This window comes from Streptococcus ovuberis (assembly GCF_012396585.1).
GTDB classification, from domain to species: Bacteria; Bacillota; Bacilli; order Lactobacillales; family Streptococcaceae; genus Streptococcus; species Streptococcus ovuberis.
Map to the genome: position 1 here is coordinate 95,315 of NZ_JAAXPR010000002.1, position 13,260 is coordinate 108,574.

Annotated in this window: 6 protein-coding genes; 5 read left to right on the top strand and 1 reads right to left on the bottom strand. The window is 43.4% G+C overall.

The genetic code is table 11. The features are described 5' to 3' along the window. Positions 1-144 precede the first annotated feature (144 nt). Both HF992_RS12265 and HF992_RS01645 read left to right on the top strand, forming a co-directional pair. Positions 145-2,640 (top strand): YSIRK-type signal peptide-containing protein, encoded by a 2,496-nt coding sequence (locus HF992_RS12265; protein WP_168548321.1) that lies wholly within the window; start codon positions 145-147, stop codon positions 2,638-2,640. 607 nt (positions 2,641-3,247) lie between these two features. Continuing rightward, positions 3,248-4,483 carry an MFS transporter gene (locus HF992_RS01645; RefSeq protein ID WP_168548322.1) on the top strand — a complete coding sequence of 412 codons (1,236 nt, stop codon included), beginning with the start codon at positions 3,248-3,250 and terminating at the stop codon, positions 4,481-4,483. A 377-nt stretch (positions 4,484-4,860) separates the two neighbouring features. Here HF992_RS01645 and pflB read toward each other — a convergent pair whose 3' ends face one another. Beyond that, positions 4,861-7,203, bottom strand: a complete 2,343-nt coding sequence (pflB, locus tag HF992_RS01650; protein ID WP_168548323.1) for a formate C-acetyltransferase — start codon at positions 7,201-7,203, stop codon at positions 4,861-4,863. Between the two features lie 948 nt (positions 7,204-8,151). Here pflB and HF992_RS01655 point away from each other — a divergent pair. The 3 genes from HF992_RS01655 (at position 8,152) to HF992_RS01665 (ending at position 13,089) form a co-directional block, all read left to right on the top strand. After that, positions 8,152-8,529 carry a hypothetical protein gene (locus HF992_RS01655; RefSeq protein WP_168548324.1) on the top strand — a complete coding sequence of 126 codons (378 nt, stop codon included), beginning with the start codon at positions 8,152-8,154 and terminating at the stop codon, positions 8,527-8,529. A gap of 196 nt (positions 8,530-8,725) precedes the next feature. Beyond that, positions 8,726-9,829 carry a DNA polymerase IV gene (gene dinB, locus HF992_RS01660; RefSeq protein ID WP_168548325.1) on the top strand — a complete coding sequence of 368 codons (1,104 nt, stop codon included), beginning with the start codon at positions 8,726-8,728 and terminating at the stop codon, positions 9,827-9,829. A gap of 1,103 nt (positions 9,830-10,932) precedes the next feature. Further along, on the top strand, positions 10,933-13,089 hold the full coding sequence (locus HF992_RS01665; protein WP_168548326.1) for a G5 domain-containing protein: 2,157 nt from the start codon (positions 10,933-10,935) through the stop codon (positions 13,087-13,089). Positions 13,090-13,260: the final 171 nt, after the last annotated feature.

Here is a 13,260-nt window from a genome sequence, read left to right on the forward strand (position 1 = left end):
GTCCAAAGGGATGTCGTCCAAAGGGATGTCGTCCAAAGGGATGTCGTCCAAAGGGATGTCGTCCAAAGGGATGTCGTCCAAAGGGATGTCGTCCAAAGGGATGTCGTCCAAAGGGATGTCGTCACAGAAGAAAGGAGAAATCACGTGACAGCAAAGAATAGAAAAGAGCGCTACAGCCTTCGCAAGTTAAAAGGAGGCGTAGGCTCTGTCCTTGTCGGTACCCTTCTCTTAACAGGGACAAGTGTCGTTATGGCAGAAGAGTTAAGTGGGTCTGAAGGGCAGATGGATACTGGAGGAAATACTCTCATTTCGGGTAGTGATTTCAGCTGGAATGGGGACAGCTTCTCATTTGAGGGGGACTCTTTTATTCTTGATGGAGAAAAAGAGGATATTGTAAAAGGAAAAGAAGCGTACCCAATGGCTCAGGTTGCATCAAAAGCGCTTGAGGGGGAACCGAGAAACCCAGAGACTACCTCTCCTGCTCCTCCAACATTGAAATTAGAGAATGATTCTGTCATTGTGACGCCTCCAGAGGATGAAGATGTGGCGGCAGTAGAACTTGATGGGACTTTCATCTTTGATGAAGAGAGTCAGGGGGATCTTTTTCCTAAAGCTACCAAATCTTCTGATGAATGGAAGTTATCTGATATGGGTTGGTTTAATGGTATTAAACTTGATCCAAAAACAGGACAATGGACTATTCCGCTTGAGTCCCTTGTAAAGGAAACGGACCTTAGCGCTACTGCTGTCTATAATGATGGAAAGCAGTCAGAAAAGGTAAGTATAGGCATTCCAAGTGCTACTCCAGCACCTGAGTCTACTCCATCACCAACTGAGTCGCCAGCTGAGAAGACACCATCATCACCAACTGAGGCACCAGCTGAGAAGGCCCCAACATCACCAACTGAGTCGCCAGCTGCTAAGGCCCCAACATCACCAACTGAGTCGCCAGCTGCTAAGGCCCCAACATCACCAACTGAGGCACCAGCTGCTAAGGCCCCAACATCACCAACTGAGTCGCCAGCTGAGAAGACACCATCATCACCAACTGAGTCGCCAGCTGCTAAGGCCCCAACATCACCAACTGAGTCGCCAGCTGATAAGGCCCCAACATCACCAACTGAGTCGCCAGCTGAGAAGACACCAACATCACCAACTGAGTCGCCAGCTGCTAAGGCCCCAACATCACCAACTGAGTCGCCAGCTGCTAAGGCCCCAACATCACCAACTGAGTCGCCCGCTGAGAAGACACCAACATCACCAACTGAGTCGCCAGCTGCTAAGGCCCCAACATCACCAACTGAGGCACCAGCTGATAAGGCCCCAACATCACCAACTGAGGCACCAGCTGATAAGGTACCATCAGCACCAGCTGAGTCGCCAGCTGCTAAGGCCCCAACATCACCAACTGAGGCACCAGCTGATAAGTCCCCAGAAGCGCCAGCGCCGCTTACACGTAAGCCGGGAGGTTTAGGTTTGGGAAGCTCTAAACAGGGTCTTTCAGAACAAGAGAAACAGGTGATGAGGCTTCTGGAAGGCGCTTACACTATTTTCTTGTACACGGATAAAGAGAGAATTGAGTATCCTTTCCATGGAACACCAGAAGAATTGGAAAAAAAGATAAAGGAGACGATTACAGCTTATAAATCTGGGCACTATCCTTACGTGGAAAGATTTCAAAATGACAAACGTGTGCTTTTGCAATTTTACAAAGAAAAATACCTGTTGAGAGTAATTTCTGGCGATGAAGGCAGTCGCCAGCATGTAGAGACTCCTTTCTATGATAAGGAAAAACTGGAAGATCGCATCCAAGAATTGCAGAATGGCGCAGATGGCTATGATGTGCTCAAACAAGAGGACGAGGATAAAGATAAGAAGTCATATAACAAGCGTGTCACCTTGACCTTTACACGAAAGGTTGAGAAGAAGATTGAGCCTGAACTGCATGAGGAAAAACCATTCTTCCCAGAAACGGAAGTGCCAATGAAACCAGAGGTACCTAAGCAGCCAGAAGTGCCAATGAAACCAGAGGCACCTAAGCAAGCAGAAGTGCCAATGAAACCAGAAGCACCTAAGCAAGCAGAAGTGCCAATGAAACCAGAGGCACCTAAGCAAGCAGAAGTGCCAATGAAACCAGAATCACCTAAGCAAGCAGAAGTGCCAATGAAACCAGAGGCACCTAAGCAAGCAGAAGTGCCAATGAAACCAGAATCACCTAAGCAAGCAGAAGCGCCAATGAAACCAGAAGCACCTAAGCAAGCAGAAGTGCCAATAAAACCAGAATCACCTAAGCAGCCAGAAGTGCCAATGAAACCAGAATCACCTAAGCAAGCAGAAGCGCCAATGAAACCAGAGGCACCTAAGCAGTCAGAAGCGCCAATGAAACCAGAGGCACCTAAGCAGTCAGAAGCACCAATGAAACCAGAGGCACCTAAGCAAGTAGAAGTGCCAATGAAGCCAGAGGCACCTAAGCAACCAGAAGCGCCAATGAAATCAGCTGTGACTCAAGCAACAAGGATGGCTCAACCTCAAAAGGCAGAGCAGTTGCCAGTAACAGGTGACTTGCCATCAGCCTTAACTTGGTTAGGAGGCAGTCTGTTCGGCTTGTTAGGTCTTGTCCATAAAAAGAGAAAAAATTAAATCCGATCTCTGTAAGCTACTTATCCATTGTTTTTAGATAAAATTGTGGTATGTCTCACCTTGCAACTGTTTAGACAGTAATGGCATAGGGCATTTAGAGTCGGACTGTTAAACAAAGGCTATATAAAAGGAGTATGAATTGAATTCTTTACCATGGTTTGGAATTCTTCCATACTCCTCTTGTTAGGGAAAAAGAAGTTACCAAATGTTTAGAAATTAGAATCAAACGTTTACTATCGGATGTAGATTTTTAAAATCTTCTCATGGCAGTGTGCTAAGGCTTTCAGCCTATTAAGATGTTCTTGAATTCATACAGACATAGGGGATGCTTCAGTTTTTGGGTTACGGTGTTACGAACATTTCTCAAAAATTTCGGCAAATCCATTGACAAGATATCTAAATTATAATAAACTATTAAAAATTGCGAATAACTTTAATGATGTCCTGTGAGGCATGGAAGTTAATCTAAAAAGGAAGTCTTGGTTTGCTAGCAAACCATGTTTTTTGAGAAGCTTTCACTGCCGAGGGATTTTCCTCGGCTTTTCTCATAGAGTTGGTTCCAATTTAATAACGGCAGACAGAGAGCTGCCATTAAAGGAGGAATACTATGTTGGGTTTAAAACTCGATAAAAACAATCAGCGTGCGCTTGCCTCTGCCATCGTGGCGTCTGGAACGGATGACCTAAATGTCATGTTCTTGTCATTTTCGATGTCTAGTATCATTGCAGATTTGGCTATTTCAGGGGCTCAGGCAGGTTGGATTGCTACCATCACTAATTTAGGAATGTTGGTGGGTGGCTTGATTTTTGGACTGTTGGCTGACCGGTACAATAAGTTTAAAGTATTGAAGTGGACCATTGCTATCTTTGCTCTTGCTAGTGGCCTAATTTACTTTACGAGCAGTTTGTCCTACCTTTATCTGATGCGCTTTATTGCTGGAATTGGTGTTGGTGGTGAATACGGAGTAGCCATTGCTATCATGGCAGGGATTGTGCCTAAGGAAAAGATGGGACGAATCTCCTCACTCAATGGCATCGCAGGGCAAATTGGCTCCATCACATCAGCAGTCTTAGCGGGTTTGATCGCTCCAGCCTTGGGATGGCGAGGCCTCTTCCTCTTTGGTCTAGCACCTTTGGCCCTTGTGATTTGGATGCAGGTTTTCGTCAAAGACGATGCAATCCTAGATCAAGGAGAAGTCGAAGAACATTCTACAGATTTGGTTAGCATCAAAGAACTCTTCAAGACACCAGCTTTGACGGCACAGACCATTGCCCTCATGGTAATGACGACTGTGCAGATTGCAGGCTACTTTGGCATGATGAACTGGCTTCCTACTATGATTCAGACAAGCCTAGGAATTTCAGTGAAGGACTCCTCTCTCTGGATGGTGACGACCATTCTTGGCATGTGTCTAGGCATGTTAGTTTTTGGGAATATCCTAGATAAGTTTGGGCCGCGACCTGTCTATGCAGTGTTTCTGATTGCTTCAGCCGTCTGTGTTTACCTCTTTCAGTTTGCTAATTCACAGCTTGCTCTGCTTTTGGGAGGTGCTGTTGTTGGTTTCTTTGTCAATGGGATGTTTGCAGGCTACGGGGCTATGATTACTCGCCTTTACCCGCACCACATTCGCTCAACAGCCAATAATATTATCCTAAATGTCGGTCGAGCAATTGGAGGATTTTCATCGGTGATTATTGGAAGAATCCTAGATGTGTCAGGTCCTTCAACAGTGATGGTTTTCCTAGCTAGTCTTTACCTGGTTAGTTTGGTGGCTATGCTCTCCATTGCCAACCTCAAAACGCATCACTATAAAACCTTGGGAGCTAGCTCATCTTTGGTCTAGAAAAGAAAGAGTTCAGTAGTGGGATAAGACCACTACTGATTTTTTGGGTGGTCATAATTCTTTACTGATTATCCGAGGAGGTCCTAAGGACTCTTGAATGAGCTATTTGCTTAAGAATCGAAAGTGGCCTCTTTTCTTGATGAAGTCAGCTTGAGATTATTAGTACTTCATGGCTTTCAGTGGTTAAGAGAGTTTTTAAAGCAAGGAAGCCAGATAGGCAGCAAACAGATAAAGTGATCGGTCTAGGAATAGGGTAGACGGACGAAATACCAGGATTTCTGCTATTAATCAGAAATATAAGGTGATAGAGACAAGCTGCTTGACTATATAAATTAAAAACCTATCCCTGGTTTTTAATTAGGGATAGGTTTTTTAGATTAGTTATTGATCAACTCATCAACAGAGTCATCCAGGGAGAGTACTTCGTGGAAGACACGTTGTGTTAATTCTGTTTTTTGTTCTTTAGTGAGGTATTTAGTGTTGACACAGTAACCAGAGATACGAACGATAACGTCTTCACCAGCCATGATCTTGTCATAGACATCTTGAAGGTCCATAACGTTCAAGTTGACGTGTTGGCCACCACTTTCAAAGTAACCGTCAAGGATGGTCACCAAGTTCTTCACTTGCTCATCAAAGGTCTTACCAAGTGCTTTTGGTGATACCTGAGTAGTGAGTGAGATACCGTCATTAGCGTGATTGAAGTCAAGTTTTGCTAATGAGTTCAAGTTTTGCAACCAACCACCACGAGATTTAGAGGTTGGGTTGGCACCTGGTGGGAAGAATTCAACCTTAGACGTGTTAACAGAACCATCTTCGTTGAGGAACACCCCACGGTGAACAGGTGAATTAGCGGTTTGCTTAGAGTAGGCAACGTTTGATGTGATGGTCAAGATAGACACAGCTGCCTCAGCATTCTTATAAAGCTTGTGACGGTTGAGGCGAGTAAAGAAGGCTTCCATCAACCACTTCGCAATATCATCAACGCGGTCATCATCTTCACCGTAACGTGGGAATTCACCCGTTACTTCATAGTCGTAGATGAAACCATCTTCATCACGGATTGGCTTAACTTGGGCGTATTTGATAGCTGAGAGTGAGTCAACAGTGTTGGCAAAGCCACAGATACCGAAGCCCATGTTAGCACGAAGGTGGGTTGGCAAGAAGGCCATTTGGACTGCTTCGTAGTTGTATTTGTCGGTCATGTAGTGGATAATGTTCATCGCATCTACGTAAGTGTCTGTCAACCAGTCAAGAGCTTTTTCAAAGTTAGCAATAACTTCATCGTACTCAAAGATTTCTGAGTTGTTTGGCTCAACCACATCAAAGACCTTATAGTCCTTATGGACATCGTCATAACCGTTATTCCAAGAGGAGAGCAACGCTTTCAACACGTTTACACGGGCACCGAAGTACTGGATGTTGTGGCGTTTGTCTTCGCTTTCTGGGTCAAGCGGTGACACACAGCAAGAGATACATGACATTTCACCGTAACCGTCTTTAGCCATGGTTGTCACGCCTTCATACTGGATAGAAGAATGCTTGTGGCTCATGGCCATACAGTAGCGACGGAAAGCGTATGGCAATTGGTCAGACCAGAGAACGGTCAAGTTTGGTTCTGGTGAGTTACCGATGTTGTCAAGGGTGTTCAAGAAACGGTAATCCATCTTAGTGACACGGTGACGGCCATCGTTCCCCATACCAGCCATAGAAGTAGTCAAGAAGGTTGGGTCACCGGAGTAAATTTCGTCAAAAGCTTTGGTCCGAGCAAATTTCACTGTACGGAGTTTAAGAACGAAGTCATCGACAAATTCTTGGATTTCAGACTCGGTGTAAGTACCGCGAGCCAAGTCACGTTCTGCGTAGATATCAAGAACGATTGGCAAGCGACCAACAGAAGTTGCGGCACCATTGATGACACGGCAGACAGCCATGAAGGCGATGTTAGTCCATTGGATGGCTTCTTTGGTATCAAGAGCTGGACGACGCACATCCACACCGTAAAGGTCACCGAGTTTTACAACTTGTTGAAGCGCTTGATATTGAAGGTTGATTTCTTCACGAAGACGGATGGATTCTTCATCGATTTCAGTGACAGCATTCCAATCTGCCACCTTTTCTTCCATCAAGTAGTCAGCACCGTAAAGCGCTAAACGCGCATACATCCCGATGATACGACCACGTGAGTAAGCATCAGGAAGCCCTGATACGTGGTGGCTGTGACGCGCACGACGGATGTCAGCTGTGTAAGCACGGAAGATCCCATCGTTAACCGTAGTAGCGTGTTTGGTGTAAATTTCATGAAGAAGTGGGTCAGGTGTGTAACCGTTCTCGATCAGAGTGGTTTCAGCCATACGGATACCGCCGCGTGGCATGAAATTAAGTTTAAAGAGCTCATCATTCTGAATACCAAAGATAAGTTCACGGTCTTTGTCAATGAAACCAGCAGGGATATCAGCGATAGACGTTGCACGATCAATATCCATTGGGAAACGTGTTTCTTCGTAATGAGCTTTTGTTTCTTCAATGATTTTCTTGATATGAAGAGAGCGCTCAGTTGGTCCAGCCAAGAAGCTTTCATCTCCGTCGTAAGGCGTATAGTTCGCTTGCACGAAGCGAGAAACGCTGGCCTTGGTACGCCAGTCATCACCTTGGAAACCTTCCCAGGCTTTGGCAAAAACATCTTCTGTCACATTTTTTGTTTTAACAATTGTTGACATGTGATATCCTTCTTTCTTTTTTATTGCTTTTACAGTTCCTATTATAGCACTCAGGAACCGTTTGCACAAGGCGAAGAACAGCTAAAAAACAATAGTAACCGCTTTCTTGTGTTATTTATTTTACATTGACTAATATGGTTAAAAAGCTCATTAACTTTGATAAGTGAATCACAGAACATTAAATAGAATGTATTTTGGAAATTTTCAGTATTATTGTTATTCTTATTGATTTGGATAGATGGGAATGCTTGACAAAAGAGAGCGCTTACTTTATCATTGAAGTGTAACTGTACTTATCTCTGTACAGAGCATTGTCAAACCGTAGTTTTTTTGGTTAAATAAGCAGGTTGATGTTATGTTTTTTCGGAAACTGAAACGTCAATGTTTAATCGCGATAGCTCTATTTTTACCCACTCTCTTAGGCTCTGCCACAATAGTGACGCTTGAATCTGGAAGGGAAAGGTGTGTAACCTGTACGGAAGGGATCCCTTTAGATAAAGCGTTGATCATAGAAAAGGTTAAACACTAGGTCTCTAAAGATAGTAATGGGAAAGTGATTTTTGACGATAAGGCAGCTGTTTCTGCAGGTGAGACGAAAGAAGTCATAGCCATAGGGAGTCACATCAATCAACTAACTTCTCAACTGTCTACAATGAGTGATCCTGAAAAAGATCGTTAGTTGAGATTTAGAGCAGTTGTTTCTGGATTGATGTTGCACGGAAATTATTGTGGGAGAGGGAATAGAGGTTGGTCTGTTGCGCCTCGTGATGACTTGGGTAGTGCTTGTAGGGCTCATGATCAGTGCACTGTTCATGGTGGCGATAATAGTGCTTGCAATCAACAATTTTGCGATGCTCTCAGGGGAGTCATTCGAAATAGTTCAGAAGGGACAACAAAATTCAGGTTTGCGGCAGCCGCGATGACTGTATTTTGTTGGAATAACTAGTTATGGCAATTATGGCAATCAGACCGCTTTACTTACTTCTAGGATGTGTTGTTTATTTTCTCATCCTTCGCGCTATTCGACGGGGGTTGCTTTTCCCAAAAGTCAGTTTTCTCTTCTTTTTCATGATTCACTTGAGTTTTTCTGCCTACTATTATCATCACATCTATCAAAACAAAGCCTTTGAAGTGATTGCTGAGTCCCCCTTGCTTTTAAACGGGACGGCTGTTCTTCTGTTTTTGCCTCTGGCTTCAGCGCTGATTCGAAAAGTGACGTCTCACAAGCAAACCTTGGCGACCTACCTTGTACTAGCGATACTACTTGCCTTGCTCCTTTATTTATGGCTGTTGTTTTTCAGTAGCTTATATGCTGGCTGGGTGTAACCTTCTTGTGTTGCCTTTTGAGGCTCCCTCGATTTTCCTAATTTGGACAGATCGGGGGATTTCTTTTATTAGGAAGCTTAATGCTAATAGGAGGTCTATTTTAGCAATATTTGCTATACTAGTGTTAGTTTTAAGAAATAGAGTTCAGAGTGGTCAATAAGCTTGGCTCTGTAATGGTAAAGAGGTAGGAGAAGACATGCTTATTTTTCCTTTGGTTGATGATCGGAGCCGAAAGATTATCCATATTGACATGGATGCTTTTTTTGCGGCCATTGAGCAAAGGGATAATCCTACACTTAAGGGGAAACCGGTTGTGATAGCTAGAGATCCCAGACTGACGGGTGGGCGCGGAGTGGTATCAACCTGTTCCTATGAAGCACGGGCCTTCGGCATTCGTTCAGCGATGTCTGCCAAAGAAGCCTATCAGCGGTGTCCGCAGGCAGTTTTTATCTCAGGGAACTATGACAAGTATGTCCAAGTTGGCCGTCAGGTAAGGGCCATTTTCCAACGATACACTGATGCCGTGGAGCCTATGTCGATTGATGAAGCTTACCTTGATGTGACGGTTAATAAGTTGGGTCTCTCTTCTGCTGTCAAGATTGCTAAACTGATCCAGCGCGACATTTGGGAGGAATTGCACCTGACTGCCTCCGCAGGAGTCTCTTACAACAAGTTCTTAGCCAAAATTGCTTCTGATATGGAAAAGCCTCACGGTCTAACAGTCATTTTGCCTGACCAGGCGGTGTCTATTTTAGCGGACCTCCCGATTCAGAAATTTCATGGTGTGGGGACAAAGACGGTTGAGCGTTTAAATGCGATGGGCATTTATCGTGGGAAAGATTTGCAGGCGATTCCTGAAATGACCCTAATTGATGCCTTTGGCCGATTGGGTTATGACCTTTACCGTAAGGCCAGAGGGATTTCCAACTCGCCTGTCCGAACAGAGCGCGTGAGGAAGTCCTTGGGCAAGGAACGAACCTATAGCAAGTGGCTCTACAGGGATGAGGACGTGTTCAAGGAATTGGGCAAACTGAGTCAGAGGGTGGCGGAAAGCCTGATGCGCCATGGCTTTCAGGGGAAAACCATCGTTCTAAAGGTGCGTTATGAAGATTTTTATACCCTAACCAAGCGTAAGACTCTTGACAGGGGGATTCATGGTTCGGAGGAAATCGCAGAGCTGGCCCAGGCCATTTATCAACAACTGGAGGTCCAACGTGGCGGTATCAGGCTCTTGGGGATAACGGTGACCGGTCTCGAACCTTTGGGGCAGGATCAGGGAATCTTGGAGGATCCGATTTAGACGACTAGGACACTCATACCCCTTTGACGGCAGATAGGAAACCAGATCATATGATATAATTGTTCCATTTTAAAAACATTTTTCCTAATCTAGGAAATTAAATTCTCTTTTTCTGAGCGTTTTTATTTTTAGGCTCAGACCGTTTGGGGAGATAGAACGGATATTAGCAAATCAGTCAGGGAGACTGTTTTGGAAATTCAATACTCTCTGACAATCAAAACATTGATAGACTTGACAAATGGTAGAAAGATAGCCCTTGTCAACTCTCTTCTACGAACTCCAGTTCTATCATCAGTTTCGTTTGCTAGGCTAGATTGATTTTTTTGCGTATAAGGTGTTGTCATTGCTGAATTTTGAGCTCCTGTTGCTTTCTGATTTCAAGATTCGCTGTTTCAACGGCTCGCTATCGCAAGTATTGAACATTTTTTAAGTAGGAGCACTGTAAAAATCCCTTTGTTTTTTTCCAGACAAGAAGCAGGGGGATTTTGGGTTTATGACTTTAAGTCTGTCACGTTCCGTAAGGTGCGTGTCTCTGGTTATACCCAAAAACTTCAAACGCTATACAATAAAGGTGTTTATGCCTATTGCATAGCGAAAGGAGAAGAATTTTCCAGTGGATGATTTCTTCATGAGCCTAGAAATAAGAAGGCGAATTAACATGATATCGCACTTGTCAAACTGAGTGCGAAAGCATATAAAGATTCCTTTAGGGATAGTGGTAAGTAATACAAATGCCTCTTTATGAGGCTGTTGATGAGTCAAAAGCGGGTGAGGTTTAAACAAAGTGAAAACCAGCGCCTTTAAGCGCTGACTGATAGTGTGGGCTTATAGCTCTTATACAAACCATCCGTTAGACGAGTGGGTATGACTTTAAAAAAATTAACATTGATTAAATAATAAATTAAGTTGACTTAACAAGTAAGTGGTGCTATACTGGAAAACAAGAGAAAAGGCTTGTTAACAACTTTTTCGAACCAATTCTACTGAGAAATGGAATCCTCTTTTGTTGGAAAATGTGTTCTCAAGAATTGCGAGGAAGAATAAACTGAAAGAGCTCGCAGTTTATTGTTTCATCATTTCTTTTTATTTAGTTAGGAATTGATATGAAAAGACAACAAATTATTTATTTAGCGACTGTTGCAACCTTGTTGACATCACAGTTGACTCAACCGATTCTTGTTTTGGCTGAAGAAACACCTGTTACAAATTCGTCAGTGGAAGCCCTTGTCGGCACTGGTGAAACGCTGCCCGAGGATAGTCGTTCAGAAGCTGGCACGACTTTTCCGGGCCTTGAAGCAGAGAACAGAGAGACAAGTCTTGGTAATGAGGCTGTGTCGGTAGGGAAGGTTCTAGTCGATAATGGTGTGAAATTTAAGGTTTTGAGTTTAGGCGAGCACCCAACTGTTCAGCTAGGAAATGGGCTGTACCCCATTGAATTTAAAAGTGAACAAGATGGTCAGCCCTATACCGTGCCATCTCAAGTGACGATTGATGGCACAACCTATACGGTTACCGCTATCGGTGAAGAGGCCTTAGCTTACTATGCTGATGAATCTGGAATGCTGACCTATTACCCTTCGGCTATTACCATACCAAAAGGAGTTACCCTCATCAAGAAAAATGGCTTTAAGGCTAGCAATGCACGAACGATTGCCTTTGAAGCCGGCAGTCAACTGCAAACGATAGAAGATGGTGCTTTTTCCTTTACCAACCTACAAAGTTTTCAGCTCCCAGCCTCTGTTGAAACCATAGGAAACCGGGTCTTTAATTTCAATGAAAGTTTGAAAAGTTTTACCTTTGAAGAAGGATCACACCTAAACAGTATGGGAAATGAAGTATTTTCGAACCTACCCAAATTAGAAGAATTGACCCTTCCCAAAACCTTAAAAAATATTGGGGAAAAACCATTTGCTTTGTCGTCTGGTTTGAAAGCTGTTTATGTAGCAGAAGGAAATGACAGTTACGAATCGCAAGATGGTGTTTTGTATACTAAGGGATTAGACCGTTTGATTTATTATCCTGCTCAAAAACCAGGAGATAGCTTTACAACACCGAATGCAACCAAGGCTATATCACCTTATGCATTTAATAATAACACGACTTTAAAGAAGATTACCCTTGGAGAAGGGATTGAAGAAATTCCAACCTTTACTTTTGCAACGACTATCAATGTTGAAAGCATTGCATTGCCAACTAGTCTGAAAAAGATTGGACGTCTTGCTTTTTATGAAGATATGGAATTAAAGGAATTGACGATTCCAAATCAGGTTTCGGAGTTTGAAGTACACCCATTTAACGGATTGCCAAAGTTAGAAAAAATCACATTTGGAAAAGGAGTCACTCATCTCCCAGCGAACTTTTTATCTGGAAATTTGGATTCTTTAAAAGAAATTCATTTCTTGACAGATAGCTCAGACTGGAAAGTAGAAGCTAAGAGTTTAGCCATTCCAGCTGAAACGATCATCTATGTGCAGGAACAATCCATTGCTGATACCTTGAAACCGCACTTAGAAAAAGGCAACAAAATAATTGTAAAAACTGACCCAGGAACAAAAACTGAAGTCAAGACAGAAATCAAGCAAGAAACAATCCCCTTTGACACCAAAGAGGAACAAAATCCAGCATTGCCAAAAGGGGAGCGCCGCATCAAGACAAAAGGCCAAGCAGGAGAGGTAGCTATTACTTATGAAGTGACCTATACCGATGGTGTGGAAACCAGCCGCAAGGAAATTAGCCGTCAGGTTGTTAAAGCAGCCGTTACAGAAGTTGTAGAAGTTGGCACAAAAGAATTGGCACCAAATCCTCTTGTTTCTACAAAAGAAGAAGTTCTGAATAGCCCAATTCCCTTTGACACCAAAGAGGAACAAAATCCAGTATTGCCAAAAGGGGAGCGCCGCATCAAGACAAAAGGCCAAGCAGGAGAGGTAGCTATTACTTATGAAGTGACCTATACCGATGGCGTGGAAACCAGTCGCAAGGAAATAGGTCGCCAAGTGGTTAAGGCCGCTGTTACAGAAGTTGTAGAAGTTGGCACAAAAGAGATAGTGGGGAATACACAGCCGAGCGAAGGAAATGGAGATGCAAATGGCATGCGCCAAACGTCCTCTAACCAAGCAAAAGCAGGAGACACTACTGGTAGGAGAGTGTTACCACAAACAGGTACCAAACATAGCCTTTTCCTGAGCCTATTGGGTGGAATTGGTTTAGTTTTATTAACTGCTTACGCTTTCTTTAAAAGACGTTTTTCATCTTTATCGTAACCAGAAGAAAAACCATTTAGTTTTCTATTGTGTTAAAGAGGCTGGGCAAAAACTAGTCTCAAGATAGAAAAAACGAGCATTTCCGCAGTAGGAGATGCTCGTTTTTCCATGTCATGGTTTATAATTATTATAACCACAAAACAATTAGAAAAGTGAAAGAGAGCAGAATAG

Excerpts from the sequence above, each read along its gene's own strand:
- HF992_RS01645 (WP_168548322.1), top strand. The coding sequence starts at position 3,248 with ATGTTGGGTTTAAAACTCGATAAAAACAATCAGCGTGCGCTTGCCTCT.
- pflB (WP_168548323.1), bottom strand. The coding sequence starts at position 7,203 with ATGTCAACAATTGTTAAAACAAAAAATGTGACAGAAGATGTTTTTGCC.
- HF992_RS01655 (WP_168548324.1), top strand. The coding sequence starts at position 8,152 with ATGGCAATTATGGCAATCAGACCGCTTTACTTACTTCTAGGATGTGTT.
- dinB (WP_168548325.1), top strand. The coding sequence starts at position 8,726 with ATGCTTATTTTTCCTTTGGTTGATGATCGGAGCCGAAAGATTATCCAT.
- HF992_RS01665 (WP_168548326.1), top strand. The coding sequence starts at position 10,933 with ATGAAAAGACAACAAATTATTTATTTAGCGACTGTTGCAACCTTGTTG.